At 69.6% G+C, this 18,356-nt stretch carries 19 protein-coding genes; 14 read left to right on the top strand and 5 right to left on the bottom strand.

Annotation, left to right across the window (positions count from 1 at the left end):
* Window positions 1–30 precede the first annotated feature (30 nt).
* The 5 genes from ACLHG5_RS07290 to ACLHG5_RS07270 all read left to right on the top strand — a co-directional run bounded on the left by ACLHG5_RS07290 (window position 31) and on the right by ACLHG5_RS07270 (window position 3,299).
* Complete coding sequence (locus ACLHG5_RS07290; RefSeq protein WP_411318269.1) at window positions 31–885, top strand: ATP-grasp fold amidoligase family protein; 855 nt, start codon at window positions 31–33, stop codon at window positions 883–885.
* Between the two features lie 32 nt (window positions 886–917).
* Window positions 918–1,412 (top strand): DUF4870 domain-containing protein, encoded by a 495-nt coding sequence (locus ACLHG5_RS07285; protein ID WP_411318268.1) that lies wholly within the window; start codon window positions 918–920, stop codon window positions 1,410–1,412.
* Window positions 1,413–1,452: 40 nt separating this feature from the next.
* On the top strand, window positions 1,453–2,289 hold the full coding sequence (locus tag ACLHG5_RS07280; RefSeq protein ID WP_411318267.1) for an alpha/beta fold hydrolase: 837 nt from the start codon (window positions 1,453–1,455) through the stop codon (window positions 2,287–2,289).
* On the top strand, window positions 2,282–2,848 hold the full coding sequence (locus ACLHG5_RS07275) for a TetR-like C-terminal domain-containing protein (protein WP_411314847.1): 567 nt from the start codon (window positions 2,282–2,284) through the stop codon (window positions 2,846–2,848). Before ACLHG5_RS07280 ends, ACLHG5_RS07275 begins: the two co-directional genes overlap by 8 nt.
* A gap of 157 nt (window positions 2,849–3,005) precedes the next feature.
* Window positions 3,006–3,299, top strand: coding sequence for a BON domain-containing protein (locus ACLHG5_RS07270; RefSeq protein WP_411318266.1), 294 nt, complete (start codon window positions 3,006–3,008; stop codon window positions 3,297–3,299).
* Window positions 3,300–3,325: 26 nt separating this feature from the next.
* Here ACLHG5_RS07270 and ACLHG5_RS07265 read toward each other — a convergent pair whose 3' ends face one another.
* A complete protein-coding gene (locus ACLHG5_RS07265; RefSeq protein ID WP_411318265.1) occupies window positions 3,326–4,660 on the bottom strand; it encodes an amidohydrolase family protein in 1,335 nt (444 codons plus the stop codon).
* Window positions 4,661–4,738: 78 nt separating this feature from the next.
* On the opposite strand from ACLHG5_RS07265, the gene ACLHG5_RS07260 reads away from it, so the two are divergent.
* Window positions 4,739–5,722, top strand: a complete 984-nt coding sequence (locus ACLHG5_RS07260; RefSeq protein ID WP_411318264.1) for an XdhC family protein — start codon at window positions 4,739–4,741, stop codon at window positions 5,720–5,722.
* A 168-nt stretch (window positions 5,723–5,890) separates the two neighbouring features.
* Here ACLHG5_RS07260 and ACLHG5_RS07255 read toward each other — a convergent pair whose 3' ends face one another.
* Complete coding sequence (locus tag ACLHG5_RS07255) at window positions 5,891–8,608, bottom strand: molybdopterin-dependent oxidoreductase (RefSeq protein ID WP_411318263.1); 2,718 nt, start codon at window positions 8,606–8,608, stop codon at window positions 5,891–5,893.
* Window positions 8,605–9,453 carry an FAD binding domain-containing protein gene (locus ACLHG5_RS07250; RefSeq protein WP_411318262.1) on the bottom strand — a complete coding sequence of 283 codons (849 nt, stop codon included), beginning with the start codon at window positions 9,451–9,453 and terminating at the stop codon, window positions 8,605–8,607. Before ACLHG5_RS07250 ends, ACLHG5_RS07255 begins: the two co-directional genes overlap by 4 nt.
* A 130-nt stretch (window positions 9,454–9,583) precedes the next feature.
* On the opposite strand from ACLHG5_RS07250, the gene ACLHG5_RS07245 reads away from it, so the two are divergent.
* From ACLHG5_RS07245 to ACLHG5_RS07230, 4 genes are all read left to right on the top strand, one after another.
* The gene (locus ACLHG5_RS07245) at window positions 9,584–10,150 is read left to right on the top strand and encodes a LemA family protein (RefSeq protein ID WP_411314853.1); all 567 of its coding nucleotides are present in this window, start codon (window positions 9,584–9,586) and stop codon (window positions 10,148–10,150) included.
* Window positions 10,151–10,182: 32 nt separating this feature from the next.
* Window positions 10,183–11,067, top strand: coding sequence for a M48 family metalloprotease (locus ACLHG5_RS07240; protein WP_411314854.1), 885 nt, complete (start codon window positions 10,183–10,185; stop codon window positions 11,065–11,067).
* A 133-nt stretch (window positions 11,068–11,200) separates the two neighbouring features.
* Complete coding sequence (locus ACLHG5_RS07235; protein ID WP_411318261.1) at window positions 11,201–11,710, top strand: GNAT family N-acetyltransferase; 510 nt, start codon at window positions 11,201–11,203, stop codon at window positions 11,708–11,710.
* A gap of 140 nt (window positions 11,711–11,850) precedes the next feature.
* A complete protein-coding gene (locus tag ACLHG5_RS07230) occupies window positions 11,851–12,369 on the top strand; it encodes a DUF1648 domain-containing protein (protein WP_411318260.1) in 519 nt (172 codons plus the stop codon).
* Between the two features lie 54 nt (window positions 12,370–12,423).
* Here ACLHG5_RS07230 and ACLHG5_RS07225 read toward each other — a convergent pair whose 3' ends face one another.
* Window positions 12,424–13,041: a hypothetical protein gene (locus tag ACLHG5_RS07225; protein ID WP_411314856.1), complete on the bottom strand. Its 618-nt coding sequence runs from the start codon at window positions 13,039–13,041 to the stop codon at window positions 12,424–12,426.
* Window positions 13,042–13,065: 24 nt separating this feature from the next.
* On the bottom strand, window positions 13,066–14,274 hold the full coding sequence (locus tag ACLHG5_RS07220; protein WP_411318259.1) for a winged helix-turn-helix domain-containing protein: 1,209 nt from the start codon (window positions 14,272–14,274) through the stop codon (window positions 13,066–13,068).
* Between the two features lie 177 nt (window positions 14,275–14,451).
* On the opposite strand from ACLHG5_RS07220, the gene ACLHG5_RS07215 reads away from it, so the two are divergent.
* From ACLHG5_RS07215 to ACLHG5_RS07200, 4 genes are read left to right on the top strand one after another with little or no spacing between them, the layout of a single operon-like run.
* A complete protein-coding gene (locus ACLHG5_RS07215) occupies window positions 14,452–15,582 on the top strand; it encodes an ABC transporter substrate-binding protein (protein WP_411314858.1) in 1,131 nt (376 codons plus the stop codon).
* Window positions 15,572–16,438 (top strand): ABC transporter permease, encoded by an 867-nt coding sequence (locus tag ACLHG5_RS07210; protein WP_411316274.1) that lies wholly within the window; start codon window positions 15,572–15,574, stop codon window positions 16,436–16,438. The genes ACLHG5_RS07215 and ACLHG5_RS07210 overlap by 11 nt, the downstream gene beginning before the upstream one ends.
* Window positions 16,435–17,253, top strand: a complete 819-nt coding sequence (locus ACLHG5_RS07205) for an ABC transporter permease subunit (RefSeq protein ID WP_411318258.1) — start codon at window positions 16,435–16,437, stop codon at window positions 17,251–17,253. The genes ACLHG5_RS07210 and ACLHG5_RS07205 overlap by 4 nt, the downstream gene beginning before the upstream one ends.
* On the top strand, window positions 17,250–18,347 hold the full coding sequence (locus tag ACLHG5_RS07200) for an ABC transporter ATP-binding protein (protein WP_411314860.1): 1,098 nt from the start codon (window positions 17,250–17,252) through the stop codon (window positions 18,345–18,347). Before ACLHG5_RS07205 ends, ACLHG5_RS07200 begins: the two co-directional genes overlap by 4 nt.
* Window positions 18,348–18,356: the final 9 nt, after the last annotated feature.

The raw sequence follows: 18,356 nt of genomic DNA, 5'->3' as shown, positions 1-18,356 counted from the left end.
GCCCGTGTCGTGCGGGAACGGAGCCGACTCGTGCGCCTCGCGAGACTCCTGCGCACGCGGCATCCGGTCACCTTCACCGAGAAGGTGCGCTACAAGATGCTGCGCGACCGGCGCGAACTCATCGTGACGTTCGCCGACAAGGCGGCCGTGCGTGACTACGTGGCGTCGCGCGTCGGTGCCGCGTATCTGCCGCGGGCCTACGCGATCGTCGACGACTCGGCCGCCCTCGAGAGCGTCGACCTGCCCGACGCGTTCGTCGTCAAACCCACGCACGGCAGCGGGGCGGCGATCGTCGTGTCTGCGTCGGCGCCCGCAGGCGCCGAGCTTCCGCGAGCCGAGTGGGGGTGGGTGTATCGGCACGTCGCGCCCGGCGCCGCCGACCGGCGTCACCTCGCGGACATCGCCCGGGTGTGGCTCACCAAGCTCTACGGGCAGGGGCCCAATCGCGAGTGGGCCTACGGTCGAGTGCCACGGCGCGTCATCGTCGAAGAGTTGCTCGAGGGTTCCGACGGCGGCATCCCGCCCGACCTCAAGTTCTTCATGTTCCACGGTCGGTGCCGTTACATCCAGGTGGATGCCGCGCGCTTCGGTTCGCGCACTCAAGACTTCTTCGACCCCGAGTGGAACCACGTGCCCCTCAGCGGCGGGCCTCGGTGGGCAGATCCGACACCGGCGCGACCCGGCTGCCTCGACGAGATGCTCGATGTCGCGAGGCGCCTGTCTGCCGAGACCGACTTCGTTCGCGTCGACCTCTACGACCTGCCCGACCGGGTCGTGTTCGGAGAACTCACGAGCTATCCGGCCGGGGGCGAGAGCCCGTTCGCCCCCTCGCGGTACGACGCCGAGTTCGGCAGCCACTGGACGGTTCCGCGGCGCTACGTCTAGTCGCGCGTGCGGTGGCTCCCTACACTCGGACCGTGACGATCTCTCAGCCCGATCCCGCCGCGCAGTCCGCCGCGCAGCCCACCCCGCCGTCGGCCGCGCAGCCCACCCCGTCCGCGCCTCACCCCGCGCCGCCGCCGACCGGCTCGCTCTACTACGGGCTCGGCTTCCTCGCGTTCATCGGCATCCCGTTCCTCTCGGTGATCACCGCGGGGATCGTCATGGCCGCGATCTACCCGTCGGCGAAGAAGAAGGGGGCGCTCGCCGCCGAGAATGCGCGCCAGGCCGCCAACTGGGGCTACACGCTCATCCTGCTGACCGTCTTGACGGTCGGAGGGCACTTCGCGCTGCTCTTCGCCTTCACGCGCGACGAGCCCGTGTCGGGCTTCTACCCTCTCGGCATCCCGATCACCCTCTTCGTGGTCGTGTGCGTCGTGCACCTCGTCGTGATCATCCGGGGCCTCGTGCGGGCCCACCACCGGGAGGTCTCCACCAACCGGCTCGCGATTCCGTTCATCCGGGCGTCGTAGGGGTATTGACATTAGCGATTGAGCTAACTAACTTAGCTACATGACCACAACACCGGCGGGTTCGACTCCCGCAACGCAGTACCTGTCCGTGTCCGAAGGCCGCATCGCCTACGACACGCAGGGCTCGGGACCCCTCGTGATCCTCGTTCCCGGAATGGGCGACCTCCGCTCGACCTACCGGTTCCTCACCCCCGAACTCCTCGCCGCCGGCTACACGGTCGTCACGACCGACCTGCGCGGTCACGGCGACAGCGACACGACGTTCTCGTCGTACGGCGACCCTGAGACCGCGAGCGACATCAGTGCCCTCCTCGGGCACCTCGGCCGCCCGGCCGTGATCGTCGCAAACTCCCTCGCCGCGGGGGCCGCCGTCATCGTCGCCGCCGAACAACCCGATCGGGTCAGCGGGCTCGCGCTCGTGGGTCCGTTCGTGCGCAACCCGAAATCGAGCGCGTTCATGCTCGCGGTGTTCCGCGCCATGATGGCCCCGCTGTGGGTCGCGACGGCGTGGAAGGCCTACATGCCCACGCTCTACGCGGGCAGGAAGCCCGCCGATTTCGACGACTACCGAGCCCGTGTCGTCGCGAGCATCCGTCGGCCGGCCTACGGCAAGGCGTTCTCGCTCACGACGAGGCAGACCGACCACGACCCCGCCGAAGCGCGACTCGCCGACGTCACTGCGCCCGCGCTCGTCGTCATGGGCGAGCGCGACCCCGACTTCTCCGACCCGGCGGGCGAGGCGCGCTGGATCGGCGACACCCTGAAGGCCGAGGTCGTGATGGTGCCCGAGGCGGGCCACTACCCGCACTCGCAGCAACCCGAGCTCACGAGCGCCGCGGTGCTCCCGTTTCTCGCGAGGGTGGCTCCCGTTGCCTAGGGCGGGGCTGAGCACCGCGATCGTGGTCGGCAGGGCGGCAGAACTGCTCGACGCCAACCCGACCGAGACGCTCAACCTCGCGGCCGTCGCCGACAGCCTCGGGGTGAGGGTTCCCTCGCTCTACAAACACGTCGACGGCATGCCCGGGCTCGTGCTCGGCATGACCCTTCTCGCGAAGACGGGTCTCGTCGAGGCGATGTCCCGGTCGGCCGTCGGGCTCGCGCGCGACGATGCCATCCGCAGTATGGCCCACGCCTACCGGCGGTGGGCGCTCGAGCACCCCGGGCAGTACCCGCTCACGACGCGGATTCCGGCGGCCGATCGCGACGAGGAACTCGCGGTGTCGGCGGCGCTCCTCGACCTCATCTTCACGGTGCTCGCAGGCTACGACCTGCGCGACACCGACGCGGTGGATGCGACGCGGTTCTTCCGCTCGACACTCCACGGGTTCGTCGCGCTCGAGACCGGCGGAGGGTTCGGCATGCCCTTCGACCTCGACCGCAGCTTCGAGACCCTCGTGCAGAGCGTCGTGACGGCATTCGCCTCGTGGGAGCGCTGATCGGGCGGGCCGGGTGCCTCGGGCGGCCTCGCACGGTGTTCGTTCACAATTAGTGCACTCGACTCTTCCTCGGAGCCCCCGAGGGGAGGAGGATGTGCCGCACTGGACTTCTCCACAGCCGCACCGACTCTTTCCACCAGAATGTGAGGGCTCGACCATGAACGATGCCGTGAGCAACGCCACGAACAACATCTCGGGCACCGCCTCGAGTGCCACCGACCCTCAGGCCGACCTGGTCGGCCGGGTGACGGCGGCGATCGGCGGCTGTCCGAGCACCGACACCTCACGCGTGCGCGTGGTTTATGCGGTCGGCGGCATCGCCCTCCAGGGCTCCGTCGGATCGATGGATGAACGCAACATGGTCGTGAACACGGCCCTCGGCGTCGACGGGGTCTCCGCCGTGGGCGACCAGCTCCTCGTCGAGACGCTCAGCATCCACTCCGGCGAGTAGCGGGCTTCAGTCTCGGTCGGCCGTGGCTACCGGCCGACGCGCTCGCGCATCCGTCGCGTGATCGCGCGCTCGTCACCCGACACGAGCACGCCGTCGCGCACGACCACGCGCCCGCCCACGACGACGTGGCGGGGACGGCGCCCGGGGGAGCCCCACAGCAACCCGGCCACAGGGTCGGCGATGCCGGCATCCGCGACCCCCGAGACATCCCACACGCACACATCGGCGGCGGCCCCCGGGCGCAGGTGCCCGAGCTCCGGTCGCCCGAGCCCCGCGGCCGACCCCGCGGTCGCCATGCCGAGCACCTCGCGTGCGGCGAGGGGAGGGCCGACGAGCGGAGCGATCTGCATCGCCAGTCGCGCGTCGGCGAGCAGGTGACCGGCGTCATTGCTGCCGCCGCCGCTCGTGCCGAGCCCCACGGCGATGCCGGCCCCGCGCAGTGCGGCCACGGGGGCGATGCCCCAGCCCATCGGCACATCGCACCCGGGCGCGTGAGTCGCCGAGGCCCCGGATGCCGCGACCCGCGCGATCTCCGCGGGAGTCACATCGCACAGGTGCGCGAGCGTCACGTCGGGGGCGAGCCACCCCCACTCGGCGAGGAGGTCGAGCGGGCGCCGACCGAAGCGCTCGAGGGCGATCGCGACATCCACTTGCTCGTTCGACTGGGTGCGGCGCCGCAGACCGTGGCGTTCGGCGACCTCGCCGAGTAGACGGAACGTCTCGGCCGAATCGCTGTGCACGCCCGCCGGACCCACGGCGAACTGCAGCATGCCGTCGGCGCTCACGCCGCCACGGGCTCCGGCGACGAGCGCCTCTGCGATCGCCTCGGCCGACGCCGCGGCCACCTCGGGGTCGTCGCGCGCCGACCCGCGCACGAACACGAGTCGGGCGCCGAGCGCGCGGGCCGCGTCTGCGGTCGCGCGCGCCATGCCCACACTGTCGCACCCGGCGGGCCACGTGAGGTGATGGTCGGCCACGGTCGTCACGCCCGAGAGCAGCGACTCGGCGAGCCCCGCGCTCGCCGCGACGTGGCACAGCTCGGGGTCGACGCCCGCGGCGCTGTAGGCGGCGGCCATCGTCGGAAGCCAGTCGGCCATCGGCACCCCGCGCGTGCCCGGCAGGGTGCGGAACGCCGACTGCAGCAGGTGGTGGTGGGCGTTGACGAGGCCGGGGGTGACGACGCAGCCCGAGGCGTCGAGTGTTTCGGTGTCGAGAGTGGGGGAATCGGGGATGCGTGTGTCGGAGATGTCGACGTCGGCACGCCCGAACTCGGCGACCACACCGTCGACGAGGGAGAGGTCGCCCGTCGTCTCGGTGTTCTCGTCGATGACGATGGCGTCGGCCCCGGTGATGGTGAGCATGCACCATGGGTACCAGCGTCATGTGTCAGGCTCGTGACGACGGGCCGGTGGGTCGGCCCCGGTGCGAGAGGGGCAGCCGTGTTCGAGATCGCCGATCGCGTGCTGCGCGAGATCGACGCCGGTCACGCGGTTGTCGTCGCGACCGCCGTGAGCATCACCGGGAGCGCCCCCCGCACCGTCGGGTCGTCGATGGCGGTGTCGTCGAGCGGGGCTGTGGCCGGAAGCATCTCGGGCGGTTGCGTCGACGGCGCCCTCGTCGAGATGTGCGACCGGGTGCTCGCGACGGGGCGCGCCGAGTTCGCGGGGTTCGGGTTCGACGACGACGCCGCGTTCGCGGTGGGGCTCGCGTGCGGGGGCCGGATCGAGATCGTCGCCGTGCGCGTGTCGACCGCGGATGCCGCGAGCGCCCCCATCATCGCGGCGCTGCGTGACGCGGCGGCAGGCCGCTCGGCGCGCGTGTCACTCGTGACCTCGGGTGACCCCTCTCGCATCGGGGAGGTCGTGACTTCCCCGGACGGATGCGACGGGCTCACCGTGTTCACCGACGCCGTCGAGACCCCCGCGACGTTTCTCATCTTCGGGGCCGTCGAGTTCTCCGTGGCGCTGTGTGCCGCGGCATCCGCCCTCGGTTTCGCCGTTACCGTGTGCGACCCCCGGTCGACGTTCGCGACACGCGCGCGCTTTCCCGCAGCGACGGAGGTCGTCGTCGAATGGCCGACCGACTACCTCGCGCGCGTCGACCTCGACGAGCGATCGGTCGTCTGCATCCTCAGCCACGACGACAGGTTCGACGTCGACCTCATCGCCGGCGCCCTCGCGCGCCCCGTCGCCTACATCGGCGCGATGGGCTCCCGGGCCACGCACGCGGCACGCGTCGAGGCGCTCGCCGACCGCGGCATCCACGACCTCTCCCGCCTGCACTCACCCATCGGGCTCGACATCGGTGCGAGCACCCCCGAAGAGACGGCCGTGTCGATCCTCGCCGAGGTGCTCGCAGCGCGATCGGGTGCGAGCGGCGCAGAGCTGCGCGCCCGCTCGGGGGCGATCCACGCGCGACGCTGACGCGGGTCGCTAGGAGGGGCGCCTCGGGCCGCGATGCCCTGACGCCCTGACGCCCTCGCGCGGTCGCATTCTGCGGGTATCGCGGGCGCTGAGCGGCCATTCGCGACCGCGATGCGACACGCAACCCCGCCCTGCAGCGCCTCAGCCCTGCGGCGCCGCTGCCCCGCGCTACGCGCCGCCGTGCAGCAGCCGCCACACCCGGTCGCGCGACATCGGGAGTTCGTGCGGCCGCACGCCGATCGCATCCGTCACGGCGTTCGCGAGCGCCGGCGCCACGGGGTTGTACGGCGCCTCGCTCATCGACTTCGCGCCGACCGGACCGAGCGAGTCGACGGTCGACGCGAACGAGACCTCCGTCTCGGGGATGTCGACGAGTTGCGGCACGTGGTAGTTGCGGATCTCGGGGTTGAGCACGCGGCCCTCGCCGTCGAGGCGCATCTCTTCGAAGAGCGCCGTGCCGATCGCCTGCGCGGTGCCGCCCTCGATCTGGCCGCGCAACTGCTCGGGGTTGATGACGACCCCGGCGTCCGCAGCCTGAACGGACTGCAGGATGCGCACCTCACCCGTCGCGGTGTCGACCGCGACCCGGAACGCGTGCACGTTGAAGGCGACCGAGCGCGGTGTGCCGTCGTCGCTTCCGGTCGCCGACCACGACTCGTCACCGCCGAGCAGCTCGCCGAACGACACGGTGCCTCCGCCGCCGATCGTGACACCGTGCGCCGTGAGAACAGCGGATGCATCCGCCCCCGACGTCGCGGCCGCCTCGAGCCGCGCCCGCAGCACCCCCGCCGCGACGAGCACGGCTTTGCCCGCGACGACGGTTCCCGCAGACCCGAACGCTCCGGTGTCGTAGGGCACGACGTCGGTGTCGGATTGCCTCACCCGGATGCGGTCGGGGCTCGTCGACATCGCGGTCGCGAGCAGTTGCACGTGGGCTGTGGTGGTGCCGTTGCCGAACTCGGCCGTGCCGACGTTGACGGTGTAGGTGCCCTCGCGGTCGACCGACACGGAGACGTCGGCGAAGTGTCCGCGCGGGGGGAGTGTCGCGATCATCGCGACGGCCATGCCCGTGCCGACCCTCCAGGTGTCGCCGACGGGTGCCTCGACTCCGTTGCCGCGCGCGAGTGCCTCCTCGGCGAGGTCGAGGCACTGGTCGAGGCCGTAGCTCCCGTAGAGCAGGTCGTCGTGGTCCTCCTGCTTGGTCACGACGAGAGGGTCGCCGGGCACGACGACGTTGCGGCGTCGCAACTCGAACCGGTCGATGCCGAGCTCGCGCGCGAGGTCGTCCATCGCCGACTCGACCGCGTAGATGATCTGCCCGAGCCCGTAGCCGCGGAAGGCGCCCGAGGGCAGGTTGTTCGTGTAGACCGAGCGCGTGTTGACCCGCTTGTTCGCGCAGCGGTAGATGCTGAGCGACTCGTTGCAGCTGTGGTACATCACGCCGGGCCCGTGGTTGCCGTATGCCCCGGTGTCGGCGAGCATGTCGACGTCGATCGCCGTGAGGATGCCCGCGGCGTCGGCGGCGAGGGCCACGCTGATGCGCATCGGATGCCGAGGGGGAGCGATCGTGAACTCGTCGGTGCGCGAGAACTCGTATTGCACCGGCCGCCCCGTCGTGAGCACCGCGAGCGTCACGATGTCTTCGGTGAGCAACTCCTGCTTGCCGCCGAACCCGCCGCCGACGCGCGCCGTGACGACGCGCACCCGGTCTTTCTCGAGCCCGAAGATGTGGCACAGCTCGTCGCGCACGAGGAACGGCACTTGCGAGCTCGAGCGCAGCACGAGACGCCCGTCATCGTCGATCCACCCGCGTGTCGCGTGGGTTTCGAGCGCGACGTGCGACACCCGCTGGGTGCGCCACGTGCCCGAGACCGTCGCCGCCGCCGTGGCGATCGCGGCGTCCACGTCGCCGAGCTCACCGTGCACCTCGGCCACGAGGTTGCGGCCGGCATCGGCGATCCCGGAACCCTCGACCTTGTCGCCGTGCACGAGCGGGGTGCCCGCGACATCCGCGAGCTCGGGGTCGAAGTTCGCCGGCAACACCTCGTAGTCCACGCGCACGAGTCGGCACGCCTCGTCGGCGATCGCGGCGCTCTCGGCGACGACGGCGGCGACGCGCTGCCCGCGAAAGCGCACGACCGTGTCGAGCACGCGCGTGTCGTCGGGGTCGTCGCTGCGGCTCTGATGGCGGCCGGTCGAGAAGAGCACTTCGGGGGAGTGCTCGTGGGTGAGCACCGCGAGCACGCCCGGGAGAGCGGATGCCGCGGCGGTGTCGATCGCGACGACGCGCGCGTGAGCGTGGGGGCTCTGCACGATCGCGAGGTGCGCCAGATCGGGGGTCGTGAAGTCGAGGGTGAACGGTTCGGTGCCGCGCACGATGCGGGGGCCAGCGGGTGCGCCGACCGAGAGCCCGACGGAGACCGGCCCGGGGGTGCGCTCGACGTTGGCCCGGCCGCACAGGGCGTCGCCGATCGCGCGGTATCCGGTGCACCGGCAGATGTTGCCCTTCATGAGGCGGGGGAGGTCGGCGCTGTCGTCGCCGGTGAGCTGCTCCTCGCTCAGGGTCGACGCCGTCACGACCATTCCCGGCGTGCAGAACCCGCACTGGAACGCGGCGGCGTCGACGAACGCCTGCTGCACGGGGTGCAGTTCGCCCTCGGGTGCGAGGCCCGCTGCCGTCGTGATGGACTTGCCCTCCATGCGCACCGCGGGCACGATGCACGAGTGCTGGGGCACGCCGTCGACGAGCACCGAGCACGCGCCGCAGTCGCCCGCATCGCAGCCCTTCTTCACCTCGAAGTGCTCGTGCTCGCGCAGGAGTGTGCGCAGACACTGCCCGGGGCGCGGGGTCACGTCGAGTTCGCGGCCGTTGACATCGAACTTCATCGGGGATCCTCACTGTGGGTGGCGGCGCTCGCCGCAGTCGAGCCCGCGAGCAGTTCGACCCGGCACTCCTCGGCGAGCAGCACGCTCATCGCGCGCCGCCAGTCGGGTGCACCGTGCAGGTCGTCGTACCAGCAGTCGATCTGCTCGATCGCCGCCGCGAGAGCGGATGCCTCCGGCACGGCGTCGAAGCGCACCTGCACGGGTCGGGTCGTCCCGCCCGAGACGGTCGCGGCGAACGTGCCGTCGGCGTCGAGCCGCGCGATCACCACGGTGCCCGAGCGCCCGAGCGCCGAGAGCGCGATCTTGCGATAGGCGGTCGCCGACCGCATCCGCTCGATCGGGATCTCGATCGACCTCAGCGGTTCGCCCCGCTCGAGCGATGTGGTCTGCACGTCGACGACGAGGTCGAGCACGGGCATGCGGCGCTCGCCGCCGTCGGGGGTCCAGATCACGGCGGTCGCGTCGAGCGCGGACGCGAGGGAGGTCATCGGGCCGGCGGGGAGCGCGAGGCAGATGTTGCCGCCGACGGTCGCCGTGTTCCACACCTTGAACGATCCGAGAAGTGCGGTGCAGCACTGGCGCAGCAGCGGATGCGCGCGCCACCCCGCCCTCGCCTCGACCGCGGCGAGTTCGGTGAACGTGCACGTCGCGGCGATGCGCAACACGTCGTCGTCGACCTCGATCGGTGGCCAGCCGAGGGAGGTGAGGTCGACGAGGCCCGTGAGCCCGAGTTGCGGTTCGGAGAACAGCCACGACCCGCCGCCGAGGAAGTCTTCTCCCGGGGCGAGCGTGAGTTCGTGTCTCTCGCGCGGCTGACGAACCGACCGGATCGTGTTCAGGTCCATGCTTTCCGGCCTTCCTGCTCCCGGCCGTGAGGCCGGACTCCAGTCAACCGCACGCATGTGTCCCCCGTGTAAACCGCGCCGGGGCACAGGTTTTCAGCAGTTGGAGAGACCCGGTCAGTATGCTGACGCCATGGAAATCCTCATCGTCGTCGGCGTCATCGTTCTGCTCGTCGTGATCGCGGGCATCTACCTGTGGACCACCTACAACGGTCTCGTGACCCTCAACGTGCGGGTCGACGAGGCGTGGAGCGACATCACGGTGCAGCTCAAGAGGCGGGCAGATCTGCTGCCGAACCTCATCGAAGCGGTCAAGGGTTATGCCGCCCACGAGAAGGGGGTCTTCGAGTCGGTGACGAAGGCTCGTGCCGAAACCCTGCAGGCGGGCAGCCCCGCCGACGCGTCGGTCGCTGAGAACCACATGCAGTCCGCGCTCAAGAGCATCTTCGCCGTGGCCGAGGCCTACCCGCAGCTCCAGGCGAGCCAGAACTTCCTCCAGCTCCAGGGCGAGCTCGTCGACACCGAAGACAAGATCCAGGCGTCGCGTCGCTTCTACAACGGCGGCGTGCGCGAACTCAACACCAAGATCAAGCAGTTTCCGAACACCCTCTTCGTGCGCGGACTCGGCTTCTCCGAGCGCGAGTTCTTCGAGGTCGCGGATGCCGCGGCGATCGCCGAGCCGCCGCGCGTGCAGTTCTGATCACCGCCCGCAGCTCGACCAGAGGGCACTGAATGTATCGCGCCATCGCCGCCAACAAGCGCAACACCGTCTTCATCATCGCGCTGTTCGTCGTGCTCATCGGCGTGCTCGGGTGGGTCGCGAGCTACCTGTTCGCGGGCGGCTCGTGGGGTGTCACGATCGCGGTTCTCGTGGGGGCAGCGATCTACGCGATCATCCAGTACTTCGCGGCGGGCAGCCAAGCGGTCGTCATGAGCGGTGCGCGGCAGATCGAGAAGAGTGACAACCCACGGCTCTACCGCATCGTCGAGAACCTCTCGATCACCACGGGAACCCCGATGCCCAAGGTATACATCGTCGACGACCCCGCGCCGAATGCCTTTGCCACGGGCCGCGACCCGCAGCACGCGAGTGTCGCCGCGACCACGGGCCTGCTCGACATCATGGACGACGCCGAACTCGAGGGCGTCATGGCCCACGAGATGGGGCACGTGCAGAACTACGACATCCGCGTGACGACGATCGTCTTCGGCCTCGTCGTAGCCGTCGGTCTCATCGCCGACATCCTCTTGCGCATGACGTTCTTCTCCCGCGGCAACCGCAACAGCGGGGGCAACCCGATCCTCCTCGTCGTCGGTCTCGTCGCCATCATCGTCGCGCCCCTCGTCGCGGGCGTCGTGCAGTCGGCGGTCTCCCGCCAGCGCGAGTACCTCGCCGACGCGACCGGTGCCCTCACGACGCGTCATCCCGACGCCCTCGCGAGCGCACTCGAGAAGCTCGCCGCCTACGGCCGCCCGATGAAGCGCCAGAACTCGACCATGGCGCACATGTGGATCTCCGACCCCACCAAGCCGGGCATCATCGACCGCATGTTCAGCACGCACCCGCCCATCGAGCAGCGTGTCGAGCGCCTGCGCGAGAGCGGCCGCGGGTTCTGACGCCCGAGAGGTTCTGCGCTCGTCACGCATCGCGGTCGCACAACGCTGTTCAACATGGCCCGAGACAGCCATTTGCGACCGCGATCGTGCGCCGTGTGCGCCGCGGCCGCCCACGACGCGGCAAGCTGGGCACATGCTCGACGCCCGCACTCTCACGACCGAGCGGCTCCGGCTGCGCCCCCTCACGATCGCAGATGTCCCCGCGATAACGACCCTGTACTCCGACCCGGATGTGGCGCGCTACGTCGGCGGCGACCGCCTCACCCCCGAAACGATTCGTCTGCAGACGGCGTCGTTCGCGGAGGAGTGGCAGGAGCGGGGATACGGCCAGAGCGCCGTCGTCGACCGCACCTCGGGCGAGTTCTTGGGGCGCATCGGGCTGCGATTCTGGCCGAACTGGAACGAGGTCGAGCTCGGCTATGTTCTCGGCCGTCACGCGCAGGGCCGAGGGGTGGCCTTCGAGGGCGCGTCAGCATGGGTCGAGTGGGCGCGGGCATCGCCGGCGCTCGAGCGGCTGATCGCCAACATCCACCCGGAGAACACGGCATCGATCGGGCTCGCGCAGAAGCTCGGATTCACGTTCGCGAGGCACGACACCACACCCTCGGGCGTGCCGACGCACATCTACGAACTGCCGGTGTGACGCACCCGCGCATCGGCGTCGCCGGGCGCCGAATACCGCGCATCGCGGTCGCAAACGGTTGTTTCGGCCCGCCATAAGAACCATTTGCGACCGCGATCGCGACGTCGAGACTCGCGACCGCATTTGAGAGCATGGAGCGGATGTCTGCCCCCGCCGCTCGACCCCGACGCTCGTTCACGAGCTCGCCCGCCATCCGCGGTCTCCGCTGGGCGGGATGCCTCGCGGTTCTCGTCGTCGCGGTCGCCGTCGCGGCGGTGTATCCGTCGTTGCCGGCCGAGCTGCCGGTGCATTTCGACGGGTCCGGCCCCGACACGATCGGCTCCGACACGAGCGGTGTCGACACGAACAGCGGGCCGCGGTCGATCATCTGGGTGCTGCTCGGTGTCTGGCTCGCGCTCCAGCTTCTCGTCGCCGTGCTGTCGACCCATCCGCACCGCCTCAACTACCCGGCGCCGGTGACCGAGTCGAACGCGCAGACCCTCTATCGACGGGGCGAGGAGATGGCCGTCTGGCTCGGAATCGCCGTCGCGTGTGCCTTCCTCGGCCTCGTGCTGCTCGTGCTCGGCGCGGCCGCGGCGGTGCCGCTGCTCGTCGTCGGAATCGTGAGCCTCTTCGCGGTCACTATCGTCGGAACGGTGCGGTTGCTGAACATCTCGTAGCACCTAACAGCTAGCGACTAGCAGCTGGCGCCAACAGGCGGCGTCGATCCGCATTCACGACGGGATAGGCAGCCTGTCGTCGACGGTCGGAGGGTTCAGCGCTATGGCGACGGCCTCGTCGCGCGTGATGTTCGTCGGAAAGTTGTAGCGGGCGAACCGGCCGGTCGGGTCTTCTTTCGCCTTCGGCAATTCGACGGCAGTGCGGCGGAGGGCTTCGGCGAGGACCCGGGTAGCGGTGTCGTCGAGAAGCGCACCGCGGCGGCTCCGCACCGTCACCTCCGCCCGCGCCCCGGCTCCGGTGAGACGCAGCTTGACCGCCCGCACCTTTTTCACCGACCACGCCGCGAGCATCGCGCGATCGACGTCGGCGAGGCCCACAACCCGGCTGCCTGCTCGCAGCTCCGAGGTGTCGAGGTTGATCTCCGCGATCGGCCATCTCCGGTTCATGATGACCGTCGTGGTGAGAAAGACGACCACGAGGGTGAGGATGACGAGGGCGAACACGAGGAGATAGCTCCCCCCGAGGGCACGACCGCCGTGCCACACAACGAAAGGCATCTGCACCACGGCCAGCGCCGCCATTGGAGCATTGAAGCCGAGCCATGCCCGACTCCAGTGGTGCGGCTGCAGAGCGATCCACCCGCGGGGGAGGTCCTGGTCGTCGTCGGTCACGGCACGACACTATCGAGGTGCGACCTACCGTGCGCCGCCGCTCGACGCGAGCACCCCCGCGAGCCCCGGCGCGAGTGACCCGCGCCCCACGACCTCGACCCTCTCGAGCCCTTGCCACGCTGCTGCCTCGAGCAACCGCGGCGCCGCCCGTTCGGCGGTGTCGGCGGGGGCACCCTCTTCGATCCACGCCGATTGCACGAGCAGCACCCCGTTCTGGCGGTCACTCTTGAGGTCGATGCGCCCCACGACGTCGTCGTCGACGAGCAGCGGCAGCGAGTAGTAGCCGAACTTGCGCTGGGGTGCGGGGGTGTAGATCTCGATGCGGTAGTGGAAGTCGAAGAGCCGCTCGGCCCGCGGACGCGCCCACACGACGGGGTCGAACGGCGACAGAAGGGCGACGGCGTCGACGCGGCGCGGAGTGCGGGCGTCGCGGTGTCGCCAGGCGGGGGCCCTCCATCCGTCGACGGCGGTGGGCAGAAGGATGCCGTCGTCGACGAGGTCGCGGATGGCCGCGAGTGTCGCGGCGACCGGCATCCGGAAGTAGTCGGCGAGGTCGCCGGCCGTGCCGACGCCGTGGGCGAGTGCCGCCCGCTCGACGAGGGCCCGCTGCGCGTCGGCTCGATCGACGCGAGCGGCGATCACGGCGTGAGGAAGCGCTTGCTCGGGCAGCGCATAGCGTCGCTCGAACCGCGACCGCCCCGCGCTCACGAGCTCTCCCCACGCGAACAGCTTCTCGAGCCCGATCTTGACGTCGGACCAGCCCCACCACGGCCCGCGCCGCGCGGTCGCGTCGTGCTCGACCTCGCGCACGGTGAGCGGCCCCTTGTCGGCGATCTCGGCGCGCAGCCAGTCGAGCATCGGCCCGTTCGCCCGCGACCACGACGACTCGTCAGCGTCGTCTTTCGCGCGGCGGTCGTCCATCCTCCAGCGCAACAGCGGCCACGTGTCGACGGGGATGAGGGCCGCCTCGTGAGCCCAGTATTCGGTGTAGCGCGCGGTCTTCGCGAACGTGAGCCGATCGAGCAACGCCCGGTCGAACGCCCCGAGCCGCGCGAAGAGCGGCAGGTAGTGGCTTCGCTCGAACACGTTGACCGAGTCGAGCTGCACGAGCCCGAGTCGATCGATCGCGCTCGCGAGCTGCCGTGTTCCGACCGTCGCGGGCCGCGGTCGCGCGAAACCCTGTGCCGCGAGGGCCGTGCGGCGGGCGGATGCCGCAGACATCGAGTCAGTCATCACCGCGACTCTATCGACGACATCCGACACTCGTTCAACTCGAGTTAATCCGCCATCGCGTGCCGTTCACCAGAACGACGGGCGTATTTCAACCGGTATCCGTAGCTTCCGATCAGGCCACCCCCGGTCACCCTCTGCCCGCTCACAGCGCGGGCTACCGGCGGCCGAGGAGGAACCATGAACATGAGACGCCGCGCTACCCCCGTAGCGCTTCTCGCCGCCGCCGCCATCGCCCTCACCGGGTGTGCGTCGACCCCGGCCGAAGGTGGAGAGTCGGATGTCGACGCCGCGACCGCGACCGACATCTCCGCTTTCGGCGACCTCGCCGCACTCGAAGAGGCGGCCATCGCCGAGGGAGCGCTCAACGTCATCGCGCTTCCGCGCGACTGGGCGAACTACGGCGAGATACTCGACCTCTTCGCCGAGAAGTACCCGGAGATCACCATCACGGAGGCGAGCCCCGACGCCTCGAGCGCGGAGGAGATCCAAGCAGCAGAGAACCTCGCCGGCCAGGACACCGCTCCCGACGTCTTCGACCTCGGGCTCGCGGTCGCGCTCTCGAGCACCGACTACTTCGCGCCGTACAAGGTGCAGACCTGGGACGACATCCCCGAGACCCTCAAGGAGGAGAACGGGCTGTGGGTCGGTGACTACGGCGGATACATGTCGGTGGGCTACGACCCCGATTCCGTGCCGGCACCCGAGTCGCTCGACGATCTGCTAGGCGCCGAGTACCGCGGCAAGGTCGCCATCAACGGCGACCCGACCCAAGCCGGTTCGGCTTTCGCGGCCGTCGGCCTCGCATCCGTGCAGGCCGGCGGATCGGTCGACGACTTCTCGACGGGAATCGACTTCTTCGGCGAACTCAACGACGCGGGCAACCTCGTGAAGATCGACCCGACGCCCGCGACGATCGCCTCGGGAGAGACCCCGGTCGTATTCGACTGGGACTACCTCAACGTCGGCTACGGCACCCAGCTCGAAGACCAGCGCAACTGGGAGGTCGTGGTCTTCCCCGGAACGGGCTACGCGGGCTACTACAACCAGGCGATCAACGCCGATGCCCCGAACCCCGCCGCGGCGAGGCTCTGGCAGGAGTTCCTCTACAGCGATGAGGCGCAGAACCTGTGGCTCGCGGGCGGAGCTCGTCCCGTGCGTGCCGACGCGATGGCCGAGGCCGGAACGATCGACACCGAACTCTTCGAGGCACTTCCCGAGCTGCCTGACGAGACCGTCGTGCCGACCGCCGACCAGAGCGACGCAGCCGCGACGCTCCTCGGCGAGCAGTGGGCATCCGCTGTCCAGTAGAACGGCTCCTGCGGCAGCAGCCCGAACCCTCGGGCTGCTGCCGTTCGGCGCCTACGTCGTGCTGTTTCTCGCCGTGCCGACGATCATCGCCCTCGCGACGGGGTTCGTCGACGCCGAGGGCGCACTGAGCCTCACCAACATCGAGGCTCTCGCTGAACCCGTGATCCTCACGACGTTCTGGAACTCGATCTGGCTCTCGGCCTTCACCGCCGTGGTCGGCGCCGTCGTCGGGGCCCTCGTCTGCTACGCGCTGATCGGCACGAGGGTGGACGGAATGCTCCGCTCCGTGATCGATGCCGCGAGCGGTGTGCTCGCGCAGTTCGGCGGCGTCATGCTCGCGTTCGCCTTCGTGGCGACGATCGGCACCCAGGGGTTCGTCACGAGTGTGCTGCGCGATGACGTCGGCATCGACATCTTCGCCGACGGCGTCTGGCTCTACGAGGTTCCGGGTCTTGTTCTGCCCTACCTCTACTTCCAGGTGCCTCTCATGGTCATCACCTTCCTCCCGGCGCTCGAGGCGCTCAAACCGAGCTGGTCCGAAGCCACGGCGACCCTCGGCGGAACCCGCGCGACCTTCTGGTGGCGCGTCGGTTTTCCGGTGCTCGCGCCCTCGTTCTTCGGGTGTCTCCTGCTGCTCTTCGCCAACGCGTTCTCGTCGTTCGCCACGGCCGCGGCCCTCACGAGTCAGGGGTCGGGCATCGTTCCGCTGCAGATCCGCGCGGCGCTCACGAGCGAGACGGTTCTCGGGAGAGAGAACCTCGCGGGGGCACTCGCCCTCGGGATGATCGTCGTCATGGCCGTCGTCATGACCCTGTACTCCCTCCTGCAGAGCCGAGCGTCGAGGTGGCAGCGGTGACCACCCACTCGCCGGCACCCAGCGCAGTCACACGCTGGGGCATCCTCGGTGCCGTCGGAGTGGTCTTCGCCATCCCGATCGTCGCGATGATCGAGTTCACTCTCCGCAAGGGGCTCGAGGGTGGCTACAGTGCCGATCGCTGGACCGCTCTCTTCACCGGCCAGCTCGACAACAGCTACCGCGGTGTGTGGGTCGGCCTCGGCAACTCGGTGACACTCGCGATCGTCACGGTGGTGCTCGTGCTCATGCTGCTGACTCCCACGATGGTGCTCGTCGACCTGCGGATGCCGCGCCTCAAGCGTCTTCTCGAGTTCGTATGTCTGCTTCCGATCTCCATCCCCGCGATCGTGCTCGTCGTCGGGCTCGCGCCGCTCTACGGGGTCATCTCGCGCCTCGCGGGAAGTGGTGTGTGGACTCTCGCGCTCGCCTACGGCATCCTCGTCCTCCCCTTCGCCTACCGCGCGCTGCGCACCAATCTCGACGCGATCGATGTCGCGACTCTGAGCGAGGCGGCGCGTGCGTCGGGTGCAGGGTGGGGCACGGTCATGCTTCGCATCATCGTGCCGAGTCTCAAGCGGGGTCTGCTTGCAGCGGCGTTCATCACGATCGCGGTGGTGCTCGGGGAGTTCACGATCGCGTCGCTGCTGAGCAGGGTCAACCTCCAGACGGCCCTCCTCATCGTCTCGAAGGCCGACCCGTTCACGGCCGTGATCTTCGCTCTGCTGGCCCTCGCGTTCGCATTCATCCTTCTGCTCGTGATCGGGCGCGTCGGCGCCGGGTCGCCTTCATCCCCCACGGATCGGAGCACCTCATGACCACTCTCGACAACCACGCGACACCGGCGGCAGAGACGACGCCCACAACCGCATCGAGCGGCGACACGAGTGCGAGCGTCGAACTCGTCGACGTCGTCAAGACCTATTCCGGTGTTCGTGCGCTCGACGGCATCTCGCTCGATCTGCGCGAGGGGGAGTTCGTCGCGCTCCTCGGGCCGTCGGGGTGCGGCAAGACCACGGCGTTGCGCGCGCTCGCGGGGCTCGATGTCGTCGACAGCGGTGAGATACGCATCGATGGAACGGATGTCGCGCGAGTGCCCACCAATCGCCGCGACATCGGCATGGTTTTCCAGGCGTACTCTCTCTTCCCGCATCTCACGGCCGCGCAGAACGTGGAATTCGGTTTGCGCATGCGCAAGGTGCCGGCAGAGCAGCGTCGGGCGAGAGTGGCCGAGGCGCTCGAGATGGTCGGGCTCGGAGCTTTCGGCTCGCGATTCGCCCACCAGATGTCGGGTGGGCAGCAACAGCGGGTGGCCCTCGCTCGTGCACTCGTCACGCGCCCCCGCGTGCTTCTACTCGACGAACCGCTGTCTGCCCTCGATGCGAAGGTTCGCGTGCAGTTGCGCGAGGAGATCCGTCGCATCCAACTCGAGCTCGGAATCACGACGCTCTTCGTCACGCACGATCAGGAGGAGGCTCTCGCGATCGCGGACCGGGTGGCCGTCATGAAGAGTGGGCGCATCGAGCAGATCGGATCGCCGGAGGAGCTCTACTCAGCTCCGTCGAGCGCGTTCGTCGCCGACTTCGTGGGGCTGAGCAATCGACTCGACGGTGAGCTGACCCGCGCGGGTGTGCGGCTCTACGGCGCCACCCTCCCCGTGGTCGAGTCGACTCTGCCCGACGGGCCGGTCGTCGCGCTCGTACGCCCCGAGGATGTCGCCTTCGCGGCGTCGGGGGTCGCCGCGACGGTCGTCTCCACGAGTTTTCTCGGGTCGATCAGGCGCACGATCGTCGGGCTCGAGGATGGCTCGCTCCTCTCAGTGCAGCACGCGGTCGCCCTCCGTCCCGAGCCCGGAGAGCACGTGTTCGTGCAGTTCAGCGGACGCCCGGTCTCGGTGGGAGCCCGGTCATAGAATGACCCC

Origin of the sequence: Marisediminicola sp. LYQ85 (assembly GCF_046600695.1) — a bacterium.
Taxonomy (GTDB): Bacteria; Actinomycetota; Actinomycetes; order Actinomycetales; family Microbacteriaceae; genus Marisediminicola.
Note: the sequence above shows the minus strand (reverse complement) of the source record. Positions and strands in the feature narration are given on the sequence as shown.

Coding starts and splice junctions, on each gene's coding strand:
- ACLHG5_RS07280 (WP_411318267.1), top strand. CDS start 1,453: ATGACCACAACACCGGCGGGTTCGACTCCCGCAACGCAGTACCTGTCC.
- ACLHG5_RS07270 (WP_411318266.1), top strand. CDS start 3,006: ATGAACGATGCCGTGAGCAACGCCACGAACAACATCTCGGGCACCGCC.
- ACLHG5_RS07265 (WP_411318265.1), bottom strand. CDS start 4,660: ATGCTCACCATCACCGGGGCCGACGCCATCGTCATCGACGAGAACACC.
- ACLHG5_RS07255 (WP_411318263.1), bottom strand. CDS start 8,608: ATGAAGTTCGATGTCAACGGCCGCGAACTCGACGTGACCCCGCGCCCC.
- ACLHG5_RS07250 (WP_411318262.1), bottom strand. CDS start 9,453: ATGGACCTGAACACGATCCGGTCGGTTCGTCAGCCGCGCGAGAGACAC.
- ACLHG5_RS07245 (WP_411314853.1), top strand. CDS start 9,584: ATGGAAATCCTCATCGTCGTCGGCGTCATCGTTCTGCTCGTCGTGATC.
- ACLHG5_RS07240 (WP_411314854.1), top strand. CDS start 10,183: ATGTATCGCGCCATCGCCGCCAACAAGCGCAACACCGTCTTCATCATC.
- ACLHG5_RS07235 (WP_411318261.1), top strand. CDS start 11,201: ATGCTCGACGCCCGCACTCTCACGACCGAGCGGCTCCGGCTGCGCCCC.
- ACLHG5_RS07230 (WP_411318260.1), top strand. CDS start 11,851: ATGTCTGCCCCCGCCGCTCGACCCCGACGCTCGTTCACGAGCTCGCCC.
- ACLHG5_RS07220 (WP_411318259.1), bottom strand. CDS start 14,274: ATGACTGACTCGATGTCTGCGGCATCCGCCCGCCGCACGGCCCTCGCG.
- ACLHG5_RS07215 (WP_411314858.1), top strand. CDS start 14,452: ATGAACATGAGACGCCGCGCTACCCCCGTAGCGCTTCTCGCCGCCGCC.
- ACLHG5_RS07200 (WP_411314860.1), top strand. CDS start 17,250: ATGACCACTCTCGACAACCACGCGACACCGGCGGCAGAGACGACGCCC.